25 protein-coding genes, 1 pseudogene and 1 riboswitch are annotated in these 25,582 nt (G+C 68.8%); of the genes and pseudogenes, 14 read left to right on the forward strand and 12 right to left on the reverse strand.

Features of this window, described 5'->3' with window-relative positions:
* Positions 1-12 precede the first annotated feature (12 nt).
* The 5 genes and pseudogenes from E0H45_RS32670 to E0H45_RS32690 all read left to right on the forward strand — a co-directional run bounded on the left by E0H45_RS32670 (position 13) and on the right by E0H45_RS32690 (position 4,187).
* Entirely contained in the window at positions 13-1,305 is a 1,293-nt protein-coding gene (locus tag E0H45_RS32670; protein WP_131344610.1) for a PspC domain-containing protein, read from the forward strand.
* Complete coding sequence (locus E0H45_RS32675; RefSeq protein WP_131344612.1) at positions 1,302-1,490, forward strand: hypothetical protein; 189 nt, start codon at positions 1,302-1,304, stop codon at positions 1,488-1,490. Before E0H45_RS32670 ends, E0H45_RS32675 begins: the two co-directional genes overlap by 4 nt.
* Positions 1,491-1,610: 120 nt before the next feature.
* Positions 1,611-2,753 (forward strand): annotated as a pseudogene (locus tag E0H45_RS32680) (Cmx/CmrA family chloramphenicol efflux MFS transporter); the annotation flags it as partial.
* 24 nt (positions 2,754-2,777) lie between these two features.
* On the forward strand, positions 2,778-2,978 hold the full coding sequence (locus E0H45_RS32685) for a cold-shock protein (protein ID WP_131345895.1): 201 nt from the start codon (positions 2,778-2,780) through the stop codon (positions 2,976-2,978).
* Positions 2,979-3,035: 57 nt separating this feature from the next.
* Positions 3,036-4,187 carry an L-histidine N(alpha)-methyltransferase gene (locus E0H45_RS32690; protein WP_131344614.1) on the forward strand — a complete coding sequence of 384 codons (1,152 nt, stop codon included), beginning with the start codon at positions 3,036-3,038 and terminating at the stop codon, positions 4,185-4,187.
* Between the two features lie 34 nt (positions 4,188-4,221).
* Here the strand turns inward: E0H45_RS32690 and E0H45_RS32695 are convergent, their stop codons facing one another.
* Positions 4,222-5,427: an RNA-guided endonuclease InsQ/TnpB family protein gene (locus E0H45_RS32695; protein ID WP_238155464.1), complete on the reverse strand. Its 1,206-nt coding sequence runs from the start codon at positions 5,425-5,427 to the stop codon at positions 4,222-4,224.
* A 95-nt stretch (positions 5,428-5,522) separates the two neighbouring features.
* Between E0H45_RS32695 and E0H45_RS32700 the strand changes: the two genes are divergently transcribed.
* The 5 genes from E0H45_RS32700 to E0H45_RS32720 all read left to right on the forward strand — a co-directional run bounded on the left by E0H45_RS32700 (position 5,523) and on the right by E0H45_RS32720 (position 11,421).
* Positions 5,523-6,113: a hypothetical protein gene (locus tag E0H45_RS32700; RefSeq protein WP_131344616.1), complete on the forward strand. Its 591-nt coding sequence runs from the start codon at positions 5,523-5,525 to the stop codon at positions 6,111-6,113.
* A gap of 128 nt (positions 6,114-6,241) precedes the next feature.
* Positions 6,242-8,257, forward strand: a complete 2,016-nt coding sequence (locus E0H45_RS32705) for a ligand-binding sensor domain-containing protein (protein ID WP_131344618.1) — start codon at positions 6,242-6,244, stop codon at positions 8,255-8,257.
* Positions 8,258-8,347: 90 nt separating this feature from the next.
* A complete protein-coding gene (locus E0H45_RS32710) occupies positions 8,348-9,613 on the forward strand; it encodes an extracellular solute-binding protein (RefSeq protein WP_131344620.1) in 1,266 nt (421 codons plus the stop codon).
* Positions 9,614-9,732: 119 nt separating this feature from the next.
* Positions 9,733-10,548, forward strand: coding sequence for a carbohydrate ABC transporter permease (locus tag E0H45_RS32715; protein WP_131344622.1), 816 nt, complete (start codon positions 9,733-9,735; stop codon positions 10,546-10,548).
* Positions 10,549-11,421 carry a carbohydrate ABC transporter permease gene (locus E0H45_RS32720; RefSeq protein WP_131344624.1) on the forward strand — a complete coding sequence of 291 codons (873 nt, stop codon included), beginning with the start codon at positions 10,549-10,551 and terminating at the stop codon, positions 11,419-11,421. It begins immediately after the preceding gene.
* A gap of 68 nt (positions 11,422-11,489) precedes the next feature.
* On the opposite strand, the gene E0H45_RS32725 is transcribed toward E0H45_RS32720, so the two are convergent.
* Positions 11,490-12,455: an LLM class flavin-dependent oxidoreductase gene (locus E0H45_RS32725; RefSeq protein WP_131344626.1), complete on the reverse strand. Its 966-nt coding sequence runs from the start codon at positions 12,453-12,455 to the stop codon at positions 11,490-11,492.
* 95 nt (positions 12,456-12,550) lie between these two features.
* Here E0H45_RS32725 and E0H45_RS32730 point away from each other — a divergent pair, with 95 nt between their 5' ends.
* From E0H45_RS32730 to E0H45_RS32740, 3 genes are all read left to right on the forward strand, one after another.
* Positions 12,551-13,681, forward strand: coding sequence for a mandelate racemase/muconate lactonizing enzyme family protein (locus E0H45_RS32730; protein WP_131344628.1), 1,131 nt, complete (start codon positions 12,551-12,553; stop codon positions 13,679-13,681).
* A 19-nt stretch (positions 13,682-13,700) separates the two neighbouring features.
* Entirely contained in the window at positions 13,701-14,651 is a 951-nt protein-coding gene (locus E0H45_RS32735) for a dihydrodipicolinate synthase family protein (RefSeq protein ID WP_131344630.1), read from the forward strand.
* Between the two features lie 224 nt (positions 14,652-14,875).
* Complete coding sequence (locus E0H45_RS32740) at positions 14,876-16,099, forward strand: response regulator (RefSeq protein WP_131344632.1); 1,224 nt, start codon at positions 14,876-14,878, stop codon at positions 16,097-16,099.
* A gap of 30 nt (positions 16,100-16,129) precedes the next feature.
* Here E0H45_RS32740 and E0H45_RS32745 read toward each other — a convergent pair whose 3' ends face one another.
* The 7 genes from E0H45_RS32745 to E0H45_RS32775 form a co-directional block, all read right to left on the reverse strand.
* Entirely contained in the window at positions 16,130-16,915 is a 786-nt protein-coding gene (locus E0H45_RS32745) for a prolyl oligopeptidase family serine peptidase (protein WP_131344634.1), read from the reverse strand.
* Positions 16,916-16,985: 70 nt separating this feature from the next.
* Positions 16,986-18,002 (reverse strand): zinc-dependent alcohol dehydrogenase family protein, encoded by a 1,017-nt coding sequence (locus tag E0H45_RS32750; protein WP_131344635.1) that lies wholly within the window; start codon positions 18,000-18,002, stop codon positions 16,986-16,988.
* 178 nt (positions 18,003-18,180) lie between these two features.
* Entirely contained in the window at positions 18,181-18,456 is a 276-nt protein-coding gene (locus tag E0H45_RS32755; RefSeq protein WP_131344638.1) for a ubiquitin-like small modifier protein 1, read from the reverse strand.
* Positions 18,453-19,715: a threonine synthase gene (thrC, locus tag E0H45_RS32760; protein WP_131295780.1), complete on the reverse strand. Its 1,263-nt coding sequence runs from the start codon at positions 19,713-19,715 to the stop codon at positions 18,453-18,455. The genes E0H45_RS32755 and thrC overlap by 4 nt, the downstream gene beginning before the upstream one ends.
* A gap of 13 nt (positions 19,716-19,728) precedes the next feature.
* A riboswitch (SAM riboswitch) is annotated at positions 19,729-19,872 on the reverse strand.
* 65 nt (positions 19,873-19,937) lie between these two features.
* Positions 19,938-20,903, reverse strand: coding sequence for a helix-turn-helix domain-containing protein (locus E0H45_RS32765; protein ID WP_131344640.1), 966 nt, complete (start codon positions 20,901-20,903; stop codon positions 19,938-19,940).
* 155 nt (positions 20,904-21,058) lie between these two features.
* Positions 21,059-22,297: a cation:proton antiporter gene (locus tag E0H45_RS32770; RefSeq protein ID WP_131344642.1), complete on the reverse strand. Its 1,239-nt coding sequence runs from the start codon at positions 22,295-22,297 to the stop codon at positions 21,059-21,061.
* 22 nt (positions 22,298-22,319) lie between these two features.
* A complete protein-coding gene (locus tag E0H45_RS32775; RefSeq protein ID WP_238155465.1) occupies positions 22,320-23,267 on the reverse strand; it encodes a DNA-3-methyladenine glycosylase family protein in 948 nt (315 codons plus the stop codon).
* 58 nt (positions 23,268-23,325) lie between these two features.
* Here E0H45_RS32775 and E0H45_RS32780 point away from each other — a divergent pair, with 58 nt between their 5' ends.
* Positions 23,326-23,793: a hypothetical protein gene (locus E0H45_RS32780; RefSeq protein ID WP_131344645.1), complete on the forward strand. Its 468-nt coding sequence runs from the start codon at positions 23,326-23,328 to the stop codon at positions 23,791-23,793.
* Here the strand turns inward: E0H45_RS32780 and otsB are convergent.
* The 3 genes from otsB to E0H45_RS32795 all read right to left on the reverse strand — a co-directional run bounded on the left by otsB (position 23,759) and on the right by E0H45_RS32795 (position 25,568).
* Positions 23,759-24,592: a trehalose-phosphatase gene (gene otsB, locus E0H45_RS32785; RefSeq protein ID WP_131344647.1), complete on the reverse strand. Its 834-nt coding sequence runs from the start codon at positions 24,590-24,592 to the stop codon at positions 23,759-23,761. The genes E0H45_RS32780 and otsB overlap by 35 nt on opposite strands.
* On the reverse strand, positions 24,589-25,197 hold the full coding sequence (locus E0H45_RS32790) for a LytR C-terminal domain-containing protein (RefSeq protein WP_238155467.1): 609 nt from the start codon (positions 25,195-25,197) through the stop codon (positions 24,589-24,591). Before E0H45_RS32790 ends, otsB begins: the two co-directional genes overlap by 4 nt.
* A 62-nt stretch (positions 25,198-25,259) precedes the next feature.
* Positions 25,260-25,568 carry a DUF3263 domain-containing protein gene (locus E0H45_RS32795; protein ID WP_131344651.1) on the reverse strand — a complete coding sequence of 103 codons (309 nt, stop codon included), beginning with the start codon at positions 25,566-25,568 and terminating at the stop codon, positions 25,260-25,262.
* Positions 25,569-25,582 lie beyond the last annotated feature (14 nt).

Genomic DNA, 25,582 nt, shown 5'->3' on the forward strand with positions numbered 1-25,582 from the left:
AGTATCGATGGCATGGAGCAGAACCAGAGTGGACCCGCCGGGTTCGACCGCGACCGCCTGCAGAACCCCCAGAGCTGGCGGCGCAGCAGGTCGGACCGCTGGGTCGCGGGTGTCTGCGGCGGCATCGGCCGCGCGCTGAACATCGACCCGGTGCTGGTCCGCGTGGTGATGGCCGTACTGATCATCAGCGGTCCGGGCGTGATCTTCTACATCGCCGCCTGGGTCCTGATGCCCGACGAGGGCAGTGACCGCTCCGCCGCGCAAGGCGTGCTCGGTGACCGGGTCCGGACCGACCACCCGTGGTTCTGGCCGGTGGTGATCGGCGCCTGCGTGTTCATCGCGATCGCGATGATGTCGTCGTTCAACTTCGGCCGCTTCGTCCCCGGCCCGCTGATCGTGGTGGGCGTCATCTGGCTGATCGCGAAGCAGCGCAAGGGCAACAACAAGCAGGGGCAGCGCCCGCAGGACACGGCGCCCCCGACTTCTCCGGCGTACTCCGGTCCGCAGCAGACCACGGCGTACACGCCTCCTCAGACCGACCCGTCAGCTCCCCCGGCGGGTCCGTCGTCCTCGGCCACACAGCGACCCCAGGACCGCACCGTCGAACCGGTCCAGGCTGTGTGGACCGAGGACGACCCCCTCGGCCTGTACGTCGACGAGCCGGCCGGCACCACCTCGCCGGTCGCAAGCACCCCCGCCGGACCGCCCGCGAAGGGCATGCGCGGGATCAAGTCGATCATCGTCGTGCTGACCGGCATCGCGATCGGCATCGCCGCGCTGGCGGGTGCCCCCACGGCGACCATGCTGATCATCGGCCTGGCCACGCTCGGCGGCGGCATGCTGCTCGGCGGGTTCGTCGGGCGCACGCTGGCCCTGCTGCCGCTCGGCATCCTGCTGGCCCTCGGCGCCATCGCGAGCACGGTGTTCGCCGGTGTGCCGCGCAACTTCGCCGACACCAACTACGTCGCGCCGGCCAGCCAGACCATCACCGCGACCGGAACGAGCTACCAGTTCGACGCCGGGTCGGTGCACCTGGACCTGACCCAGGCGAAGTTCGGCCCGGGTGCCAAGGTCGAGGTGCACGGCGGCCTCGGCGAGGTGGTCGTCAGGCTCCCGCAGGACGTGGACGTGCAGGGCACGATGTCGACCGAGATGGGAGACGTTGCCTTCCTCAACCAGCACCAGGACGGACATAATGCCGAACTGAAGCTCAACGACCTCGGCACGGACGGCAAGGCCGGCCCGCAGCAGGTCACCCTGGACCTGGACCTCAGGCTGGGCAGTATCAAAGTGGAGCGCGGATGAGCCAGCAGCGAAAGACCAAGCCGGACGTGCCCGGCGTGGTGGCCGGCACGGTCCTGACCGGCGCTGCCACGATCTGGATGCTCACCGACAACGGCGTACTGCAGACCGACGACCTCGGCGTGACCAGCGCTCTGCTGTTGGTCACCGCGGGCCTCCTGGGCCTGGCCGCGTCGCATCGCGGCTAAACTGACCCGCATGTCCAGCCCGGAGGCAGACAAACCGTAACCACCGGCCGTTCCGTGTAACTCGCCCGGAACCGCCGGAGACGACTCATACCCGTCTTCTCATGGTTGCGGAGCATTTCCATGCCTTTCGTGCTGTACCTCCTTGGCCTGGCCGTTTTCGCCCAGGCGACCTCTGAATTCATGCTCTCCGGGCTCGGCCCGGAGATCGCCCAGGACCTGGGCGTCTCGATTCCCACCACCGGCTGGCTGACGTCCGGGTTCGCGCTCGGGATGATCGTCGGCGCCCCGGCAGTCGCCGTACTCGGTGCCCGCTGGCCGCGCCGCCGGACGCTGCTCGTGACGTTGACCGTGTTCCTCGCGGTCCATGTGGTCGGCGCGCTGGTCAGCGACTTCACGGTTCTGCTGGTCACCCGGATCCTCGCGGCGCTCGCGAACGCGGGCTTCCTGGCCATCGCACTCGCCACCGCCGCCGCCCTGGTCCGCCCGGACGCGAAGGGCCGCGCGACCTCCGTCCTTCTCGGCGGTACGACGCTCGCCTGCATCGTCGGCGTACCGGCGGGTGCCGTGCTCGGCCGGTATCTCGGCTGGCGGTCCGCGTTCTGGGCGGTCGCCATCATCTCGCTCCCGGCGCTGCTCGGGATCCTGCGCTCGGTCCCGGACCGTACGACCGGCCCGACGACCGTAGGGCGGTTCACGGTGACGCCGCAGCTCGCCGTACTGCTGCTCCTCGGCGCCCTCGTGAACGGCGCGACGTTCTGCTCGTTCACCTACCTCTCGCCGGTGCTCACCGAGGTCACAGGGCTCGGAGTGGGCTGGGTCCCGGTGATGCTCGCGCTCTTCGGGCTTGGCTCGTTCGCGGGCGTCACCGTCGCAGGCCGGTACGCCGACCGTCGCGACGACCGGCTCGTACTTGTTGCCGGCGGCATCTTGCTGCTCGGGTGGTGCACGTTCGCCCTCACCACGGCGTACGTCGTACCGACCGTTGCCCTGGTCCTCGTTCAGGGCGCGCTGTCCTTCGCGGTCGGCTCGACGCTGATCTCGTACGCCCTGTACGCCGGCACCGAGTCCCCCGTCCTGACCGGTGGACTGGCGACCGCCGCCCTCAACGTCGGCGCCGCCGCCGGACCGCTGCTGGGCGGCCTCGCGATCGGGTCCGGAAGCTTCCGCGGCCCGCTCTGGGTCAGCGCGGCGCTCGTGGGCACTGCGCTCGTCGTCGGAATCGGCTCCATTAAGCTTGTGGATCGCGAGGGGCCCGGGTGCAGCGGGTCCCGTGGTCTAGGAGTTCCGATGGTGCGCGGCACCGTGAAGTGGTTCAACGCCGACAAGGGCTACGGTTTTCTGGCCGTCGACGGGCAGGACGACGTGTTCGTGCACTGGAGCAAGATCGTCTCCGACGGGTACAAGACGCTCGAGGACGGCCAGCCGGTCGAGTTCCAGATCGTCGACGGCCCCAAGGGCCGCGAAGCCGAAGCCGTCACCCCGGTCTGACCGGCAGTAGTCGGCCGTAACCGATAACCTGACCTCTCATCATGTGAGGGGTGAGACGTGGCTGAGCCGGTACCCGTGATCCGGAAGCTCGAGCATGCGCTGGCCGACGACGACTTCGCCTGGTCGCTGGTACTGGTCGGCGAGGACCAGACGGACAAACTCGCGACGCTGACCGGCGACCTGCGCGGACCGTTCTCGACATCCGGTGACGGCAAGCAGATCACCTCCGGCTTCTCCTACTGGGGCATCGGTCCGACGATCGCCTGGGCGAACGCGACCAACGACCCGTTCTACCTGGTCATGAAGGCCGGCGCGGAGTCGTTCCTGCGGCACTGGCGCAAGCTCCGCCCGCACGTCGAGAACGGCGGCTTCCACCTGGTCAGCCTCGGTGTCGGCACCGGCGTCAAGGACCGCACGATCCTCAGCGACATGCGCCGGCACAACCCCGACATGTACTACATCCCGGTCGACATGAGCTCGGAGATGCTCCGGATGGGCACCCTGGAGCCGGTCCGCGGCGCCCGCTTCCCGGTCTCCCAGGTGCTGCCGGTGCAGCTGGACTTCTCGATCGCCGACAACATGGAGGAGCTCGGGCAGATGCTGGCCCGGCTGGTCGACGACGAGCCGATCCTGTTCACCCTCACCGGCAACACGCTGGCCAACTTCGAGAGCGACGAGGAGCTGCTCGGCACGCTCACCCGGGTGCTGCGGCCGCAGGACCGGCTGCTGCTCGAGGTGGCCAGTACGACGCGACTCGACCAGGAGAGCGCCGACGCGGCCGCGGACGAGTACCACCAGACCCGCGCGTTCGCGGAGTTCGTCACCAGCACCCTGCGGTACAACACCGACCTCAAGATCCACAACGACCTGGTCAAGTTCATCGGCGAGGTCGAGGACGAGGATGCGCTGCTGGTGAAGATCTTCTGGCAGAACGACACCGGCGAAGAGATCCGGATGGAGCTGCCGGATCACACCGAGGCGGTGCTGCCGATCGGCGACACGATCCGGCTCTACACCACCCGCAAGTACTCCACGACCCGGCTGAAGCGGCTCACCGAGGCCTGTCAGCTGACGCCGGTCGAGGCGATCCAGTCCCAGTTCCGGTACGCCCGCCGCCCGAACCCGTTCGGCCTGGAGTTGCTGCTGCTCGCACCGGAGGGGGCCGGCGAGACCGCACGAAGCCTCGCCGACGACATCTGGGCCACTTGACGTCCTCCCCGCCGTACGGTGGGGATTCCAACTGCTACGCGGAGGTAGCGTGTTGAGGTTCACGCTTCGGCGAGACCCGAATGGGCGTCTCTCGGCGTGCGCTGACGGCCCGCCCGGCCGCGATGTTGACTGCCGCGTTCACGTCCGCGTTCGCCTGGTGTCCACAGGCCACACATCGGAAGACCGCTTGGCTCTCACGGTTCTCCGGTGCGCAGTGCCCGCAGCTACTGCAGGTTTGCGAAGTGTACGCAGGATCGACCTTCTCCACGCGCCCAGCGGCCTTGTCCTCCAGACGACGGACCAGGCCACCCCAAGCGTTCGCGAGGATCCCGCGGTTCAGGCCAGCCTTGGCACGACGAAGGTTCGGCAAGTACGCGCCCGGTCGGGCAGGATCTGCCCTCGGTTTGGGGCGGCTCGTCATCTGAGGAATGCGCAGATCCTCGACGCGGATGACATCGAACCGTCGGGCGAGGTCGGTACTGGTTTTCTCTACCCAGTCCGTCCGGCGGTCGCGGGCGACCGCGTGCAGCTTGCCGATCGCGACCTTGACCCGTCGGCACCTGTTGGAGCCACGGACGCAGCGAGCGAGGCGACGTTGCAGCTGCTTGAGTCGTTCCTTCTCACGTTCCGACAGAGCAGGGCAGATCAGAAGCTCACCGGTGGACAGGGCCGCCGAGACTGTGACTCCGCGGTCAACCCCGACCATCTCGCCTGTACCAGGTGCTGGCACTGGCTGCGGGATCACGGCAAAGGCGACAAACCAGCGTCCTGCGCGGTCGCGAACGACCCGGTACGACTTCGCCTCTGGCACTCGACGGGACAGCCGAAGGCGTACCCAGCCCACCTTCGGCAGCAGGATCCGCCCCCATTTCCGGTTGAGCGTAACCACGCGGTTCGTCTGAGGGCCGACGATGCGGAACCCCTCATGCAATCCATGCTTGCGCCACGTCGGTCGCCGGTGCGTTCCAGAGTAGAAGTTCTTGACGGCCCGGTCGAAATCTCGCAGCGCCTGTTGCTGCACGGTCTGCGACCCTTCTCTCAGCCACGCGAACGCCGCCCGCGCCTCGGTCAGTTGCCGTGCCTGCTCCACGTATCCCGGCGTAGGGCCTTTGTCGCGGGTCCACATCGACCATTGCTCAAGCGCCACGTTCCACATGTACCGGGCATGCTTGCACTGTTCCAGCAACGCATTTCGCTGCGCGAGACTCGGGTACAGCCGGAACCGGGACATGGCGCTCATCGAATCACTGGGGACCGACAGTCTCTGCTTCCCGATGAGCGGGCTTCGCGATTCTCCCCCGCTGTGACGTACGTGATCTCCCCGCGGCCAGACCGATGACCCCAGCCGCTACGCGCTGGACGGCGAATCGGCGGACCGTCGTCAGTTTGGTGACGTACGGTCTGCTCGCGCTGGCTTTCGTTCTCGGCGTCCTGTGGTTCTTCTGGCCGGAGGGCTCGCGCTGGGAGCCGGCGGTCAACTCACTCACCCTGGTCGCCGGTCTGACCGGCATCTTCGTGGAACGGCTGACGGCCGAGTCGGAACGCCGTACCGAGGTCCTGCGGGCCGTCGCGAACGAGCTGCACGAGAACACCAGGCTGCTGAACGACGAGCGCTTCTCGCCCGACGCGCCGAGCACCCGGCAGGTGTACCCGCGGCTGGTGGTGTCCGCCGTCGATCTCGCGCTGGTGTCCGGAGCGCTCGGCCTGCACCGGGACGCCGACCTCGTCGGCCTGCTGCACCGCTGGCGGGACACCGTGCACCTGTTCAACCGGCGGCTCGACCTGACCGAGATCAGCACGTTCTCGAACACGATCTCCGCGGCCGAGCTGGCCGCGTTCCACCGCGCGCTGCACCGCGAGAACAGCTACTTCGCGGCGACCCGCGAGAAGCTGCACGACCTGCTCGACGCGCTGCCGAAGCTTTAACGGCCGAGGCCGTAACCGGACCCGTTGCTGTCAGTAGCTGCAAATTGTCCCGAGCCGTTGACTTGGCCACGCCGCGAGAGCTTCACTTTCGGACAGGACCGTAAATACGGCACCCCGGAGGCATTCGTATGCGATCAGTCCGCTCCCTTCTCGCACTCGCACTCATCGCTCTGCTCGTCACAAGTTCGACAACACCGGCCCAGGCCGATCCCCAACCGCCGGTCGGCACGGTCGTCTCACTCGGTACGCCGCTGTCCGACGTACTCCTCATCGGAGGCACTGTCGCGCCCGGCCCGAACGGCAAGACCGCGATCTGGAACGTGTCCACCGGAAGTCCGGCGTACCTGAACGCCATCGACCCGGCCACCGGCGACAGCCTGCTCTCCGCGGCGCTGCCCGGCGCGGACGGCAGTTACGCGGTCGCCGCGACGCCCGACGGCACGATCTACGTCGGCACCTACAACAACGGCCACCTGTACCGGCTGCGGCCGGGCGGCAGCGTGGAGGACCTCGGCCGGCCGATCGCGACCGAGTCGTTCATCTGGCGGATCACCACCGACGACCAGGGCAACGTGTACGGCGGGACGTTCCCGAACGGCAAGGTGTTCCGGTACGACGACAAGACCGGCGCGATCCACGACTACGGCACCGTCCTGGCGGGTCAGACGTACGTGAAGAGCATCGACTACGCGGGCGGCAAGGTGTACGCCGGCACGATGCCCGACGCGCACATCATGGAGATCGACGCGACCAGCGGAGCGATCACCGAACTGCCGTCGCCACCCGGCCTCGGCGACCCATCGGACAAGGTCGTGTACGACCTGAACGCCCGCGGCGGGCGCGTGTACGCGCGGATCAGCACCGCGTTCCCCGGCCCGCTGTACGTCTGGGACATCGCCAGCCGCACCTGGGTCGACGAGATCCCGAACGCGCACGGCCTGGACATCTCCCCGGTCGGAGCGGACGGCTCGCTGTACCTGATCCAGAGCAGCGAACTGAAGAAGTACGACCCGGCCACCAAGACGCTGACCGGCACCGGGCTGACGTTCACCGGCCGGATCCAGAACGCCCGCTCGATCGGGTACGCCGACCTGAACCTCCCGGACTACCCGGGCACCAGCGTCGTCGGCACGCTGTGGCGCGGCGAGGAGTTCCGGTACAACCCGCAGACCGGCAAGTCCGAGATCTTCGTGACCAAGGTCCGCCGGGAGCCCATCGAGATCCTGTCCGTGGCGGGCGGCAAGAACAACATCTACGCCGGCGGCTTCCTGAACGGCGGCGTGTCCGTGGTCAACCCGACGACCGGTGAGGCCAAATACAACCGGTTCTCGCAGGTCGAGGCCCTGCTGGAGGGATCGGACGGCAAGCTCTGGATCGGCGCCTATCCGGAGGCCAGGCTGTACGACTACGACCTGAGCAAGCCCTGGAGCAGTCCGGAGTACTCCCCGGGACCGCCCGGCACGCCGGACAACCCGGTTCAGCGGCTCAATCTCAAGCCCGACCTCCTGCAGACCCGCGCCCGCGCGCTCACCGAGGTGAACGGCAAGATCGCGGTCGGCACCGTCCCCGACGGCGACCGGCTGGGCGGCGCGCTGGTGATCTACGACCCGACGACGAACACCTCGGAGAAGTACCGCAACGTCGTCCAGGACGAGTCCGTCTTCGGCCTCACCTCGCACTGCGGCATCGTGTACGGCGGCACGTCGATCGCCGGCGGCCTGGCCACCACACCGCCGACCCGGGAGTCGGGCACAGTATTCGCGTGGGACGTGGCCAGCAAGAAGAAGCTCTGGGAGATCGTGCCGGTGGCCAAGGCCGCGACGGTGTCCTCGGTCACGATGGGCCCGGACGGGCTGCTGTGGGGCGTGGCCGGGAAGACCGTGTTCGCCCTGGCGCCGGACAGCGGCAAGCTGAAGAAGTCCTTCACGCTCGGGACGACGAACTCCAGCGGCGACATCGTCGCCACCTCGGAGGCCGTCTACGTGAGCATCGACCTGAACAAGATCTACCGGATCGCGCCGGGGAAGAACGCCGTCCCGACGCTGTTCGTCGCGCACGCCCACCGGCGGCTCGGCGTCCGCGGAGATCACCAACTGCTGATGACGAGCGGCTCCGAGCTGTTCCGGATTGATATCAGCCGTTGACAGCCGAAATTCACCCCAGCTACTTTCGGTCCTGACCGTTATTCGGTTCGACAACTTCCGGCCCTGACTTCCGGACACCCTGGGGGTGCGATGAAATCCACCGTCCGCCGCATCGCGGCACCACTCACGGCGCTCGTTCTCGCTGCCGCGCTCAGTTCGTGCGGCGGAGGTGACTCTGGCTCCGCCGACTCGAAGAAGAGCGTCACGCTCTGGATGTACCCGGTGATCGCCGATCAGGCGGCCAGCGACGCCTACTGGAAGAAGGTCGAGACCGACTTCGAGGCGGCGAACTCCGGGATCGACCTCAAGATCGAGGCCCAGCCGTGGGCGAACCGCGAGGAGAAGGTCGCGGCCGCGTTCTCCGGCAAGAAGGGTCCGGACGTCCTGCTGATGATCCCGGACCAGATCCCGCAGTACGTGAAGAGCGGCTCGCTGGAGCCGGTCGACGACGTGGTCGCGCCGGAGAAGGACAAGTTCCTGCCGGCCGCGATCCCCGGCCTGACGGTCGAGGGCAAGGTGTACGGCGCCCCGATCTACCACACGGTCACGACCACGATGTACAACAAGACCGTGCTGACCAAGGCCGGGATCAGCAAGCCGCCGGAGACCTGGGACGAGATCAAGGCGGCCGCGCCGAAGCTCAAGGCCGCCGGGTTCTCCACGCTGGACTACTCGGCCTCGCCGGAGGCGACGCTGAACCTGAACTTCTACCCGCTGCTCTGGCAGGCCGGCGGGAAGGTGTTCGCCGACGACGGCAAGAGCGTCACGTTCAACCAGGCGCCGGGCCTGGAGGCGCTGACCTTCCTGAAGAGCCTGTGGGACGAGGGCGCGATCCCGAAGACCGCGCTCACCGCGGGCAACGTGGTCGCCGACTCGCCGTTCGGCAAGGGTCAGGTCGCGATGGCGATGACCAGCGTTCCGGCCGACGTCGCCACCGTGACGAAGACCTGGGGCGCGGCGAACGTCGAGCTCGGTACGCCGCTGACCGGTAAGAAGCAGGTCGGTTTCGGGCTCCCGGGCGGTCTGGTCGTGAACGCGGCCTCGGAGAACGTCGACGGCGCGAAGAAGTTCCTGTCGTTCATGACCCAGGCGGCGCAGCTGGACGCGCTCAGCAAGGCGTCCGGGTTCTACTCGCCGCGCAGCGACGCCAAGTCCGAGTCGACCGACCCGAACGCGGCGAAGTTCCGGGACGCGCTGCAGTACGCGATCCCGGGTGAGCCGAACCCGTCGGCGCGGCAGATCATGTCGTTCCTGAGCACCGAGATCCAGGCCGTGCTGACCGGCAAGAAGCAGCCGCAGCAGGCCCTGGACGACGCCGCCAAGCAGGCCAACGACCTGCTCTCGAGGCAGCGTTGACCGATACGCCAACAGTGCCGACACAGAGGGGGGTCGCGGGTCGGGCGGGACCCGCGGCCCCCCGTCGGCGAGGTGGGCCGCGGCGCAGACCTTGGGTTGGTCTCCTGTTCGTCGCGCCCATGCTCGTGCTGTTCCTGGCGTTCCGGTTCCTGCCTGCGATCGGGGCGTTCCTGCTCTCGCTGACCGACTACCGGATCAGCGGCAAGTGGGACTTCATTGCGCTCGACAACTACACGCGGCTGATGTCGGACAGCGTGTTCCACGAGGCCCTGCTGGTGACGATCACCTACACCGTGATCTTCGTCCCGCTGACGGTCCTGCTGTCGCTCGGTACCGCCGTACTGCTGCATCAAGTGGTGTGGAAGCGCGGCTTCTTCCGCGGGGTGTTCTTCCTGCCGTACGTGACCAGCATCGTGCTGGCCGCGGTGATCTGGAAGTGGATCTACGACGCGCAGGACGGGCTGCTGAACTCCGTCCTCGGGCTGGTGAACATCGGCCCGATCGACTTCCTCAGCCAGTCGAACACCGTGCTGCCGTCGATCGCCGTGACGTCGGCGTGGAAGGGCTTCGGGTACTCGATGCTGATCCTGCTCGCGGGCCTGCAGGCGGTGCCGAAGTCGTACCTCGAGGCCGCGATGATCGACGGCGCGGGGACCTGGCAGCGGTTCCGGTACGTGACGCTGCCGCAACTGCGGCCGGTGCTGTTCTTCGTGCTGGTGATCGAGACCATCGGCGCCTTCCAGGTCTTCGACGCGATGTTCGTGATGACCGGCGGCGGACCGGTGCGGTCCAGCTACTCGCTCGTGTACTTCCTGTACGACAGCGGTTTCAAGTACTTCGACTTCGGTTACGCCAGCGCGATCGGTCTGGTGCTGTTCCTGATCGTGCTGATCGTCTCGCTCGTGCAGCGCCGGCTCGTCGGGAGGGACGACTAGATGGCTCAGGTACTCGACCGCCCGCCGGTCCGGCCGGTAGTGGAGAAACCATCGGCAGGTCGGCGTACGGCGGGCCGGCTGACGTTGCCGACCTTGCTGGCGCTGACGGCGATCGTGACCATCGTGCCGTTCGCGGCGATGGTGCTGGTCGCGTTCGCGCCACCGAGCGGGCGGACGTTCCCGGACGCGCTGAACCCGGCGAACTTCACGCTGGAGAACTTCTCGAAGGTGCTGTCCAGCTCGGACATCCCGCGGTGGACGGTGAACTCGCTGCTCTACTCGCTGGTGTCCGTGGCGTGCGTGCTGCTGTTCGCGTCGATGGCCGGGTACGCGTTCGCGAAGAAGAAGTTCCCCGGCCGGGAGATCATGTTCTGGGCGTTCCTCGCCACGCTGATGGTCCCGTTCCAGGCGACGCTGATCCCGTCGTACATCCTGGTCGCGAAGCTGGACTGGGTGGACAGCTACTGGGGCCTGATCGTGCCGACGCTGGCGAACTCGCAGGCGGTGTTCCTGATGCGCCAGTTCATCATGCAACTGCCCGACGAACTGTTCGAGGCCGCCGAGATCGACGGCGCCCCCGAGTGGCGGATCTTCACCATGATCGTGCTGCCGCTGGTCCGCCCGGTGCTGGCGACGCTAGGCATCTTCGTCTTCCTCTGGCACTGGAACGACTTCCTCTGGCCCTTGGTCATCGGCCAGTCGGGCCAGATGCAAACCCTCACCGTCGGCCTGGCCACCCTGCAAACCCAAGCAGTCCCCATCAACCAGGTCATGGCCGGCGCCACCATCACGGTCGTCCCCAGCCTCCTGGTCTTCGGCCTCCTGCAACGCTACCTAACCGACTCCATCGCGATGTCCGGCCTGAAGGCGTAACTGGGAATACCCCCGGGGGACTGGGAACAAGCAATTGCCTGTCCCCAGTCTCCAGCGGGGGTGCCCAGTTACAGCAGTTCGCCGAAGGACTCGATGGACTTCAGGGCTTCGGACTGGGGCATGCCGGGGGGTTGGATGCGGAGGATGATGCCGTCGGCGCCCATGGACTCGTAATGGGCCAGGCGGTCGGCGCATTGGGCTGGGGAGCCTATGACGCTGCGGTCCGCGATCTCGTCCCAGCCCTGGGTGTAGCGGGCTGCGTCCGTCGACGTGCGCTTCCAGCCGGTGTAGGCGTCGTACAGGTCGCGCAGTGGCTCCTCGAGGGCCTGGCGTGCGTCCTGGGAGGTGGGGGCGCAGTAGCCTTCGCGGCAAAGGATGACCTCGCGGCCGAGCGATCCGGCGCCTTGGGGATACGACAGGTACTCCGCGATCTTCGCCGGCAGGTCCGCGTCGAGTTCGTTGAACGACGTCGTCCACCCGTCGCACATCCGCGCCGTACGCTCCAGCACGGCCGACACCCGCCCGCCGTTCCACAACCGCGGCCGCGGCGACTGCACCGGGCGGGGCGACAGGTACGCCTCCTGGATGGACGTGAACTTGCCGTCGTACGTGACCTCGTCGGACGTCCACAACCGGGTGAGGATCTCCAGCCCTTCCTCGAACCGCGCGACCCGCTCCGCCTGCGTCACGCCGTACAGCGCGAACTCCTCCGGCCGGTACCCGAGCACGAATCCGGCCGTCAGCCGCCCACCCGACAGTACGTCGATGTGCGCCAGCGTCTCGGCGAGTACGACGGGGTCGTACAGCGGCGCCACGATCCCGGCGGTCGCGATCCCGATCCGCGAGGTGTGCGCGGCCAGCCACGTCATCGACGTCAGGATCTCGTGGTACCCGGGCCGGTGCAGGTGCCGCTCGCCCAGCACGACCCACTCGAATCCCGCCTCCTCGGCCAGCCGCGCCTGCTCCACGGCGTCGGCCAACTGGGGCCGCTCGTCCGGGGTGCCGTAGAGGTTCAGATACAGACCCAGCCGCATCGGGGTGCCACCTTCCGTTGACAGGGAGCGCTCAGGGTATTTACGGTCTTGACCGTAAATGCTTTCCGCCCAGATTGCGACCCTAGGAGCCGGTTATGAGTCTTGCAGCAGAACCGGCCGAGTTGCCGGGTGGGGGATCGGAGGCCTTCGGGGCCGCTCCGATCAGTGCGATCAAGACCCGCGTGGTGAGCGCGCCGTACCGCCGGCCGTTCCGGATCAGCAGCGGGGTGAGCACCGAGTTGATCAGCCTGGTCGTCGAGGTGCACACCGCCGACGGCGACGTCGGGATCGGTGAGACCTCGCCGATGACGGCGTACACCGGTGAGACGCTGGCGGGCGTCCAGGCGGCGATCGAGGAGCATCTCGCGCCGGCGCTGATCGGCCGCGACCCGCTCGACCGCGCGGGCGCCCACGTCACGATGGACGGCGTACTGCGCGGCCAGCAGGTCGCCAAATCCGGCCTCGACATCGCCCTGTTCGACCTCGCCGGACGGATCAGCGGCTGGCCGGTCCACGCCCTCCTCGGCGGCAGCGTCCGCGACCGCGTGCAGACCACGTGGGTGGTCGGCCTCGGCACCCTCGACGAGATGGCCGCCGAGGCAGCGGAGTACGCCGGCCGCGGCTTCATGCACCTGAAGGTCAAGGGCGGCCACGACCCGGCCAAGGACCTCGAACTGATCCGGGCCGTCCGCGCCGCGATCCCCGCCGACGCGGAGCTGTGCCTGGACGCCAACGAGGGGTACGACGCGACCACGGCCCTCCCGTACCTCCGTAAGATGAGCGCGGCCGGCCTCACCCTCCTCGAGCAGCCCCTTCCGCGCTGGGACCTGACCGGGCTCGTACGGTTGCGGGACCGCCTCGACGTCCGCGTGATGGTCGACGAGAGCATGCACTCGCTGCACGACGCTCTGGAGATCGCCCGGCGCGGTGCGGCCGACGTACTGAACATCAAGATCCTCAAGGTCGGCGGGCTCCATCGCGCACTGCAGATCGCCGCGGTGGCCGAGGCGGCGGGGCTCGCGGTGAAGGTAGGGTCGATGCCTGAGCTTGGTGTCGCGACGCTGGCCGCCGTACACCTGGCCGCCGCCGTACCCGGAGCGACCGTCGCGGCGGACCTGGTGGGGCCGTTGATGGTCGACGAGGACCCGCTGGCCCCGACCGTGTTCGCGGATTGCGACGGCTGGATCGACGTACCGAAGCGCCCCGGTCTCGGGCACGACGTATAACAGGGTCTGAGAGGTCATCATGCATCCACTCGTCGAACGGCTCCGCGGCACGCTGCTCCCCGCGGTCGTCACCCCGATGGACTCCGACGGCGTCGTCGCGTACGACGCCTTGTCCGCGTACGCCGTGTCCCTCACCAAGCACGCCGTCGGTGGCGTCGCGGTCTGGGCGCACACCGGGCGCGGGCTGTACCTGTCTCCGGGCGATCGCGCCAAGGTGCTCGAGACGTGGCGGTCCGCTACCGACGTACCGATCGTCGCCGGTGTCGGCGTACCGAGGTCCTCGGCTGCGCAAACGTTGGAGCAGGCGGCGGACGCGACGGTCGAGATGGCACGAGCTGCTGCGGCCGGTGGGGCCGATGCGGTGATGGTCTATCCGCTCGCAGCGCTAGGGGAACTGCCGGACGGGCACGCCCAGGCGGTCGCGTTGCACGAGCGGGTGGCGGCCGAGAGCGGGCTGCCGCTGGTCGGCTTCTACCTGCACGGCGAGGCCGGCGGGTACCCGTACTCACCGGAACTGATCCGCGACCTGCTCTCGCTGGACGCGATGCTCGGCGTCAAGACCGCGACGCTGGACCGCGCGATCGGGTGCCAGGACGCGATCTGGGCCGGGCGCGGCAGCGGGAAGCTGCTGATCACCGGCGAGGACCGGATGTACGGGCCGTCGTTCATGTGGGGCGCGGACACGGCGCTCGTCGGGATCGCGTCGGCGCAGGTCGAGTTGTCGGCCGCCGTACTGCGGGCCTGGACAGCAGGCGACCACTCGGAGTTCCTGACCGCGTCGGACCGGCTGGACCGGTTCGCGGCAGCGACGTTCTACGCGCCGATCGAGGGCTATGTGCAACGGATGCTCTGGGCGGCCGAGTGGGAGGGACTGCTGTCGGCCGCAGCCGCGTACGACCCGTACGGCCCGGAATTGCAGGCGGGCGAGCGTGATCTGGTGATCCGCTGCCTGGAGGAACTGCACCAGTAGAGGGGCAGTGAGGTGGCGCGCTCCCTCCGTCGCTCCACCACACCGACGCTCCCCGACCCGCCTGAGGGGGTGGCGGCAATTGTGGTCTTGACCGAAACTAGGAGGGCAAGGCCTGAACGTCAAGATCTCGGAGCCCGCTGCGCTATTCTGCGACTTGAGGGCCAGACCAGAAGTCGTCGGAGGACTGCCGTGAGGATCTGCTCAGCTGTCGTCGGGGGTGACTGATGGCACTCGCGGTCGGGGTGGTCGGGCCTGAGGACCTGGTCCAGCGGGTGACGGTGGTCGGTGCTCCGAGCGGGACCGTGCTCGTCCCACTGGCGTACCGGCACGAGACCGAAGCGGTCGAGCTCGTCGAGCAAGCGCACGGCGAAGTCGACGCGTTCCTGTTCACCGGCGTCGTCCCGTACACGATCGCCACCGAGGCCGGGGTGATCGACCGGCCGGCGATGTACGTCTCGTACGACGGGGCGACCTTGCTGCGCGCCCTCGTCGAGCTCCTGCGGCTCGGCCACAACGTCACCCAGTTCTCGATCGACACGCTGCGGCGGTCCGAGGTGCTGGAGACCCTGATCGAGGCGAAGCTGCCGACGGACCAGATCCAGGTGCTGCCGTACCGGCCGGGCCTGACCTCGGACGACATCGTCGCGTTCCACCGCACGGCCCGCGAGAAGCACGACACGAAGGTCGCGATCAGCTGCCTGGGTTCGGCGTTCCACCTGATCGAGAACGAGATGCCGTCCGTGCGGCTCGCCCCGTCGCGGTACTCGATCCGCTCCACCCTGCAGGCCCTGATCCTCACCACGACCGGCCAGCACGTCGGCGACGCCCAGGTCGCGCTCGGCGTCATCGACCTCCCCGAACCGGACGACGCCCTCGCCGCCGATCTCATCACCCTCGGCGGCAGCCTCGCCGCCCTCCCCGATGGCCGGCACCTCGTCGTCACCACCCGCGGGCTCCTGGAGCAAGCGACCGAACAGTTCTCCCGGATGCCTCTACTCGATCACCTCGCGGCCCGGCACAGAACGGCGTACGTCGGTTTCGGCGTCGGCCGTACGGCGGCAGAAGCCGAGGCACTCGCCCGTCGCGCCGTGGGCCGCGCCGCCTCGATCGGCTCCGTCGCCGGTGTCGTGTCGATGTCCGACGACGTCGAGATCGTCATCGAACCCTCCGGCGACCAGCCGTCCGGCGCGCGCGGCACCGAGAGCCTCCCGCTCCTCGCCCGCCGGGTCGGCCTCAACACCCAAACCCTCGCCCGGATGCGCGAACTCACCGCCATCCTCCCCGACGGCCTCACCACCCAGGACGTAGCCGACCACCTGGCCGTCCAGCTCCGCACCGCCCGCCGAGTCCTGAAACGCCTCGAACGAGCCGGCCTCGCCGCCCCCACCGGCACCCAACAACACGGCCGCACCGGCCGCCCACCCACGGTCTACCTGATCCGCCTGTAGCAGCCGGGATTTGCGGAAAGAATTTTGCATCTACCGCCGAAAATGTTCCGCAAAGAAGCGTGCGGCTTCGTTCGCCACGGCGTACCAATCCTCGCGGAGGTCGTGCCGCCCTCCGTCGATCGCCAAGAGACGCGACGGCGCGCCGACTGCGAGCAGGGCGCGATGGAGTCGTTCGGCCTGCTCGTACGGGACTGTCTCGTCGGCGGTGCCGTGGATGATCAGAAAGGGCGGTGCGCCGGCGCTGACCTGCGCGATCGGACTTGCCGCGTGCAGCTGTTCGCGATGCGTGGACACGTCGCCGCCGACCAACGCAGTGACCGGCGAAGGGCGGTCGATCCGGATCGCCCCGCCAGGACGGAGGAGATCGCTCGGACCGCTGATCGTCACTACTGCATGCACGTTCGCCACCGCCGTACGGCGAAATGACGTGAGGCCGGCGAGAGCTGCGAGGTGTCCCCCGGCGGACTGTCCCCAGATGCCGATGCGATCAGGATCGATCGGGAGGCCGAGCGGGTTGCGGCGCAGCCAGTCCAGAGCGGCCTGTACGTCGTGCAGTTGCGCGGGGAAGATCGCCTGCCCGCTGTGACGGACGGAGATGGCAACGGTCAGGAAGCCTGCTCGGACCAGCGCGGGATTCGCGAACGGCAGCAGTGCGGACGAGCGATCACCCGGTCCCCAGCCTGGGCATCCATCGATCCGTACGACGGTCGGGAGCGGGGTGGTGGGTAGGGGTGCAGGACCTAGTACGTCGAGGCAGAGGTCGATGCCGTCGGGCTCGGCGTAGCGGATGTCAGGGAGCAGGGTGAATTCGGACATCGGGTCGATCGCCTCCTCGGGTCGGATTCGACCGTTGCACTGGGGCGATGCCGAGGTCCAGAGCGATCCTCTAGGGGGTGATGACGGTGACTCCGGCGGGGGTGCCGTTGGTGAGGGCTGCCAGGGCGGCTGGGGTTTCTTCGAGGGTGATGGTGCGGGTGATGAGGTGCTGGGGGTTGAGGTTGCCGGCGGCAACTAGGGCGAGCATTTCGGGGTAGGCGTGGGCGGGCATGCCGTGGCTGCCGAGCCAGGTGAGTTCCTGGCCGATGAGGCGGCCCACGTCGAGGTTGACGCCGGAGGGCAGCAGTCCGATCTGGACGTGACGACCGCGCGGGCGGAGGGCCTGCAGGGCTTGCTGGACGACGTCGTTGGAACCGAGCGCATCGATGGTGACGTGGGCACCGCCCAGGTCGCGGATCTGCGCGACGGTGTCTGCAGACGCGTGGATTGTGTGTACGGCGCCGTACTCGCGGGCCAGCGTCAGCGCCTCGGAGTTGGTGTCGATGGCGATGACCTCGGCGCCGAGAGCCGTCGCGATCATGACCGCTGACAGACCGACGCCACCGCAACCGAAGACAGCCACGCGTTCGCCTGCGACGACCCGTCCGACCTGGTGGACGGCGCGGAACGAGGTAGCGAAGCGGCACCCCAGGCCAGCCGCGGTAGCGAAGTCCATGTCGTCGGGCAGCCGCACCAGGTTCACAGCGGCGTACGGCACAGCGACGTACTCGGCGAAAGAACCCCAGTAGTTGAACCCGGGCTGCAGCTGATTCGGACAGACCTGCTGATTGCCTTCCCGGCACTGCTCGCACTCACCGCAAGCGCAGATGAACGGCGTCGTGACCCGATCGCCGACCGCCCACCCGGACACACCAGCCCCGACCGCAGCGATCGTCCCGGCAAGCTCATGCCCCGGCACATGCGGCAGCACGATGTCGGAGTCATGCCCCATCCACCCATGCCAGTCGCTACGACACAGCCCGGTCGCCTCGACCTTGAGGACAACTGCACCATCCGCCGGCTCCGGAGGCGGAACATCCCGCACGACGGGCAGAACGCCGTACTCCTCAACCACAACAGCACGCATCTCCGAATCCTAAAGCCGCGTCGACTCGTGGCGATTGGTTCCCACCCTCATCCGCGAATCGTGGAATTCGGCGCCGAAAACGCCAATGCCACAACCCCGATCCACGACTCGGCACAAGGGCAGGCCAGGAGTGGTCGGAGCGGCCCAGAACTCGGCAAGCCGCAGCGGATCGGCCGCATCAGCCGCCCGCGACCGCCGGGATGATGGAGACCTGGCCGCCGTCCTTGATCGTGGTCTGCAGGCCTTCGGCGAACCGTACGTCGTCGTCGTCGACGTACACGTTCACGAACCGGCGCAGCTCGCCCGAGTCGTCCAGCACGCGGCCCTTGATCCCCGGGTACGACGCGTCGAGCGAGTCGAGGACCTCGGTCAGGGTCGCGCCCTCGGCGGACACCTCGGACACGCCCTGGGTGTAGGGCCGCAGGATGGTCGGGACGCGAACGCTCACACTCACTGCAGGCCTGCCTTCACGAAGGCGTCGTACGACGCGGGGATGGTCACCTTGGGGCCGACCCGGTCGGCCACGGCGTCGAGCGTCTTCAGCCCGTCGCCGGAGTTGATGATGACGGTCTCGGCCTCGGGGTCGAGCTGCCCGGTCGCGATCAGCTTCTTCAGCGTCGCCACGGTCACCCCGCCCGCGGTCTCGGCGAAGATGCCCTCGGTCCGGGCCAGCAACTGGATGCCCTCGACGACCTCTTCGTCGCTGACGTCCTCGATCGCGCCACCGGTACGGCGGGCCACGTCCAGGACATAGGGTCCGTCGGCCGGGTTGCCGATCGCCAGCGACTTCGCGATCGTGTCCGGCTTCACCGGCTTGACCACGTCGTGGCCGTCGCGGAACGCCTGCGCGACGGGCGAGCAGCCGGTCGCCTGCGCGCCGTAGATCTTGTAGTCGGTGGCGTCGACCAGGCCGAGCTTGCCGAGTTCGGTGAAGCCCTTGTCGATCTTGGTCAGCTGCGAACCGGACGCGACCGGGATCACGACCTGCTGCGGGATCCGCCAGCCGAGCTGCTCGGCGATCTCGAAGGCGAGGGTCTTGGAGCCTTCGGAGTAGTACGGGCGGACGTTCACGTTCACGAACGCCCAGCCCTCCTCCTCACCGGCGATCTCGGAGGCCAGCTTGTTCACGTCGTCGTAGTTGCCCTCGACGGCGACCAGCGTCCCGCCGTACACGGCGGTGGTGATCACCTTCGGGCGCTCGAGGTCGTGCGGGATGAACACGACCGAGCGGATGCCGGCCCGGGCCGCGGCCGCGGCGACCGCGTTGGCCAGGTTGCCGGTGGAGGGGCAGGCGAAGACCTTCATGCCCAGCTCGCGGGTGGCGCTCAACGCTGACGCAACCACCCGGTCCTTGAAGGAGTGGGTCGGGTTGCCGGAGTCGTCCTTCACCCAGAGCTTCTTGAGCCCTAGCTCGCGGGCCAGGTTCTGCGCGTCGACGAGCCGGGTGTAGCCGGGCTCGGTGTTCGGGAAGCTGGCCACGTCCACGGGGACGGGCAGCAGCGGCTGGTACCGCCAGATGTTCTTCGGTCCGGCCTCGATCTGCTCACGGGTGATGGTCGGGTACTCGTAGCCGACCTCCAGCGGACCGAAGCACTCCATACAGGCGTAGAACGGGCCGAGCGGCGACTTCGCCCCACAGGCGCGACAGCTCAGGTGCGTACCGTTGCCGAAGGCACCTTCACGGATCGTGTGGGTGGCGGCGGTCAGGCTCATGAGTGAGGTTCCCCTCTCATCTTCCCCGCGAACACCGGATCTCGGCGGCGGGACGGATTTGGCACCGTTCCACCGCGAGACGCCCCGGGCGGGGGCTCGACGGGGAGGGTTGCCGGGACTTCAACGGGCCGTTTCCCTCAGTCCCTCTGGATGAGCTCCCCCGAGATTACCCAATCGGGTCCATATTGTGTCTTCCGTTCCCACCATCCGAGACAGGCGATCTCAGCTCCGCTGCCGTTCGCGGAAGGTCCGGCGGTACGCCGAGGGCGAGGTGTGTAGCTGTTTTCCGAAGTGGTGCCGCAACGTCACCGGGGTGGCGAACCCGGCCGCCACCGCGATCTCCTCCACCGGCGCGTCCCCGGTCTCGAGCATCGTCAGCGCTGCCTGAACGCGCTGTGCGATCAGCCACTTGCCGGGCGTCGTCCCGGTCGCCTTGACGAAGTGCCGCAGGTACGTCCGCGGCGACAACCCGGCCTGCCGGGCCAGATCGGGTACGCCGATGGGCTCGGCGAGATGCTCGAGCGCCCAGCCGAGACTCCGCGCGACCGAGGCGTCATCGGGGTCCGGCGGAACCGGGGACTCGATGTACTGCGCCTGCCCGCCGGCCCGGTACGGCTGGATCACCAGCCTGCGCGCGACCGCGTTCGCCACGGCGGCACCGTGATCCTTGCGGACCAGGTGCATCGCCAGATCCAGTCCGGCCGCACAGCCCGCGCTCGTCAGCACCTGTCCCTCGTCGGTGTACAGCGGCTCCGGATCCACGAGGATCTCCGGATAGCGCTCGCGCAGCAGGTCGGCGTACCGCCAATGGGTGGTCGCGCGTTGGCCGTTGAGAAGACCGGCGGCCGCGAGCGCGAACGCACCGGAGCAGATCGACACGATCCGGGCGCCGCGCGCGTGCGCGTGCCGGAGCGCCTCGATCAGTCCGGGAGAGGTCTCGCTGTGCGGATCCGCGACGCTCGGTACGACGACCGTATCGGCGGCGGCGAACTCCTCGAGACCGTGCGGGCTGCTGAGCGTGGCGCCGCCGATCACGCGGATCGGGTCGGGCGTCTCGGTGCAGACCTTCAGCTCGTACCAGGGCTGGTCGATGTCCGGCCACACCAGCCCGAACACCTCGATGACGATGCCGGCCTCGAACGCGGTCATGCCGTCGTACGCGAGGACCGAGACGGTGGGCTGAGACATGTCAAAATCTTAGCGATAGTCGTCGTCAGCGCCACTTCTGCGGCGGCGCGCAGGCTCGGACGATGGAGGTATGTTCGAGAAGCTGAAGGAATTCGCCGCCGGAGTCCACGCCGCTTCCGCGATCCGCCACGGTCTCGAGCCGCCGGCCGCCGCGCTCAGGAACGCCGGGCGTCGAGCATCCGCATCAGCGGGGTCGCAGCCACGCCGTGCACAAGCACACTCAGGACGACGGTGAAACCGACAGTCGCCCACAGCCAGGGCAGATCGGTGCGGAAGTCGGCGCCGGCGTACGCGAGATAGAACACCGACCCGACCCCACGGACCCCGAACGCGGCCGTCACCCAACGCTCGGAGCGGCGCAACGGGGTTCGGGCCAACGAGATCCACGCGGTCAGCGGACGGACCACCAGCACCAGCAGCGACCCGAGCGCGGCGCCGGCGAAGGTCAGCGGCGCGAGCAGGCCGGCCGTGATCGCCACTCCGAGCAGCAGCAGGATCCCCCAGGTGAGGATGTGCTCGAGCTGCTCGATGAACCCGTGCAGCTCCTCGTGGAAGTCGTGACTTCGCTCGGCCGCACGCAGTGTCAGCGCCGCGACGAAGACCGCGATGAACCCGTAGCCGTGCAGCACCTGCGCCAGGCCGTAGACGCCGAGCGTCATCGCAAGCGCCAGTACGGGCTCGCGTGCGTCAGCCAGCCTGAAGGTTCGCGACGGTGCGTCGAACGTCATCTTGCCGAGCAACCAGCCCACGCCGACACCGACACCAACGCCGATCACCGTCCGGCCGACCAGGTCCCAGGCGAACCACTCGAGCGCCCAGTTGCCCACCGCGCCCTTGGTGGCTGCGAACACCGCGGCGTACACGAACGGGAAGGCAAGGCCGTCGTTCAGACCGGCCTCCGAGGTGAGTGCGAAACGAACCTCGTCGTCTTCCTCCGGCTCGGCGCCCGCGCCGGTCGTCGGCCCCTGCACCTGAACGTCCGAGGCCAGCACCGGATCGGTCGGGGCGAGGACGGCGCCGAGCAGCAGAGCGGTCGCAGGTGCCAACCCGAGCAACCATCCGGCGCCGGCGATCGCGGCGATGCAGGCCGGCATCGCGACCAGCAGGAGGCGCCACGTCACCGTCCATCGGCGCCATCCGATCGGCCGGTCGATCGCCAGCCCGACGCCCATCAACGCGACCAGGATCGTCAGCTCGGCAAAGTGCTTCGTGAGGCCTGGCTCGGCGATCGGACTCAACCGGTGGCGGTCGACCGCCAGGCCCAGCAGCAGGCCGGCACCGAGGAACGCGATCGGCGCGGAGACGGCGTACCGGCGGAGCAGGCGCGGCAGGACGGCACCGAGCAGCAGGGCCAGGCCGGCGACGAGGTACAGGCCGTCCCCGTTGATTGTCATGGTGCTGGACCTGTGCCCCGGGCTACCTCAAGCGATGCGTTGCGCCCGGCGTGTGGGTGGGGAGCGACTTGCGGGGGCCGTAGCGAGGGTGGCCGATGCCGGTGAGCTCCAGCAGGCGCTGGACGCGGAAGCGGTGGCCCCGGTACGGCTCGATCAGTTCGGCGCAGCCGTCGTCGTCCAGCTCCTCGCCGATCAGTGCGTACGACACGTTCCGCGACACGTGGTAGTCCGCGAACGAAAACGCGTCCGCGTCCCCATGAGCCCGCTGCCGTACCTCGGCCGCCGTCCACACCCCGACCCCCGGCAGCGACCGCAACCGCCGCTCGATCTCGTCGGAGTCGCTCAGCTCGAGCGTCCGCTCCAGCGCCTTCGCCCGGGTCGCCGCCGTGATGACCACCCGCGACCGCCGGCCCTCGACGCCCGCCCGCAGCCACTGCCACGACGGGATCTGCCGCCACTCCTCGGGCGCCGGCGGCACCATCATCTGCCGCCCGTCCGGAGGCGTCGGCCCCGGCGCAGGTTCGCCGTACTCACGCAGCAGCAGTCGCCAGGCACGGAAGGCCTCCTTGCCGGTCACCACCTGCTCGATCCCGGCCGCCGCCATCGCCTCGAACACCGCCCGCGTCCGCGGCACGCGCACATCCGGGAACCGCCGCGCCGCGTCCACCAGCACCCGGTGCTCCGGCAGCGGCTCGAACCCGTCCCAGCTGTCCCGCTCCCCCAGCAACTCCGGCACCCCGTCGAGCGCCCACTCAGCCCCCGGCCCCCAAGCCTCCGCCTCGACAAAACCGGCGTACGGCGTCAATCGCAGCAACACCGCCCCGTCCGGAGTCCGCGTAGCCCGCCACACGGTCCGCCGCCCCGCATCGAACACATAGGCCGGATCGCCAGGCCCCTTACGCAACCCCCCGATCACCGAATGCGGATCCACCACCCGCCCAGGCCGCCAAACCCGCACCACCGAACTCACCACCCCAGTCTGACCCACCCCACCGACAAACCGCGCTCAACTGCTCGATACTGGATGTATGACCGCCTGGCAGTGGGTGAAGTTGGTGGGGAACTTTCTCAATCTGTCCACGGTTGCCGGGGCGGTTGTCGGGGTGCTGGGGCGGGCGACGTTCAGTCGGGGGCCTCGGGGACTGTTCTTTGCGAACGGCTACAAGCTCGGGTTCCCGATCGCGGGGGCGTTCACGATCGGGAACGTCGTGCTGAGCAAGCACGATCGGGCGTACTTCGACAACCCGGCGCTGGTGCGGCACGAGGAGCGGCATTCGTGGCAGTACTTCTGCCTGATCGGGCTGCCGATGCTCCCGCTGTACGTCGTGGCCGCGGTCGTCTCGTTCCTGCTCACCGGCGACCCGGCGTCACGCAACCCGTTCGAACGGCTCGCCGATCTGAAGGAGGGCGGGTACGTCGAGCACCCGATCCAGCCGATCGGCAAGACCGTGACGCAGGCGTTCAGCGGGCTGAAATCGCGTCCGAAAGGGCCGTGAGGACGGTCACCACGCCGCTCGGGTCGTCGACGACGATGTCCGCGGCCTCGATCAGCTCGGTCGCGTTCGAGGACCGCGTGGCGAGCAGTACGCCGCGCAGTCCGGTGTCCCGCTGCGCCTGGATCGCCCGGTACGCCGACAGGTCGCCCAGGTCGTCACCGGCGTACAGGATCGACCGGGCGCCGGTCGACTCGATCAGGCGGCGGAGCGCGACGCCCTTGTCGATGCCGGGCGGCCGCAGTTCGAGCACGAGGTTGCCCGGCTCCAGCCGCAGCCCGGTCTCCTGAGCCAGCGCGGTCAACGGCGCCCGCAGCAGTTCGAGGGCCCCGGCCGGATCATCCAGCCGGCGCGTGTGCACGGCCAGCGAGCTGTCCTTGTCCTCCACGAACGCATCCGGTACGCCGACCTCGCGCAGCAGCCCCGGCAACCGGTCCCGAGCCGTCGTGACGCCTTCCGGCACTGGATCGCTCGTCACCTTGCCGGTCGCCGCGTCCCAGCGCTCCAGCCCGTAGTGCCCGAGTACCACGAGACTCCCGAGGCCCGGATGGCCGCTCACCCCGGACAGCTCGGTGGCGACCAGTGCGGGCCGGCCGGTGACGATCGCGACCTGGTTCACGGTCCGGGCGAGCCGGGCCAGCGCGTCCAGCGCGCCCTCGACCGGACGGGACCGCGCCGGGTCCTCGACGAGCGGCGAGAGTACGCCGTCGAAGTCGGACGAGATCACCGCGGTCGACGGGTCGGAGACGATGGCTTCCCAGCCTTCTCGTCCCGCATCGGTCTGGATGACCGGAGTACTCATCCGGTGTAGTCCGAGGTGAGGATCACGGTCAGGCGATCCTTCTTCATGTTGTCCAGTGCGCCCTTGGACCGGCCGATGCCGAGGTCGTGGGCGAGCTGGTTGGCGGCGTCGAGCATGCCGGGCGGGTAGTACACCGTGCTCTCGGCGACCTTGCCGTGCCAGTTGTCCGGCGACCCGGACACGGTCCAGCCGGCCTGCCGGGCGCGGCTCGCGACGGTGTCGGCGAGGCCCTTGGTCGGGGTGTTGTTGTAGACCTCGATCGCCGGCCGTTCCTCGGCCGGGATCGTCACCGGCTGGGTCGGCTGCGTCGGCTGGGTCTTGGCCGGCGGCTGCGCGGTCTCGGTCGGCTGGGGCGGCGCGGTCGACGGCGGCTCGGTGCTGACTGCGGGCGGCGGTGCGCTGGTCGCCTCGGTCGTCGGCTTCGTCGACGGTCTCGGCACGCTGGCCCCGACGGTCGACGGCCCGGAGGAGGGTTTCGCCGACGGCTTCGGCGAGGCGCCAGCCGGCTCCTCTGCCTTGCTGTCGTTCCCCCGGGTGCCGAACAGGACCAGCAGCCCGGCCACGATCGCCACCACGGCAGCTACCGCGACAAGAGAAGACAGCACCTGCCCCTGCTCGCCTCGCGGGCGTGGGGCAGCGAGGCACGCCCTGAGGCGGCGGAACATGGTCAGACCTCGATGCCCAGTCGGCGTGCGGAGCGGGCGCGCTGGCGGGCCGCACGGAGGCGGCGCAGGCGCTTGACCAGCAGCGGGTCGTGAGCGAGGGCCTCGGGCCGGTCGATGAGCGCGTTCAGGACCTGGTAGTACCGGGTCGCCGACATCTGGAACTGGTCCCGGATCGCCTGCTCCTTGGCCCCGGCGTACTTCCACCAATGCCTCTCGAAGGCGAGAATGGCACCGTCACGCTCCGAGAGCCCGGCAACGGCCGGCGGCGCAGCTTCGGCGGGGCCGGAAGAGCTGGCGTTGGCGCTGTCCATGTGCAGCTGACTCC

Origin of the sequence: Kribbella soli (assembly GCF_004331345.1) — a bacterium.
In the GTDB taxonomy this organism is placed as follows: domain Bacteria; phylum Actinomycetota; class Actinomycetes; order Propionibacteriales; family Kribbellaceae; genus Kribbella; species Kribbella soli.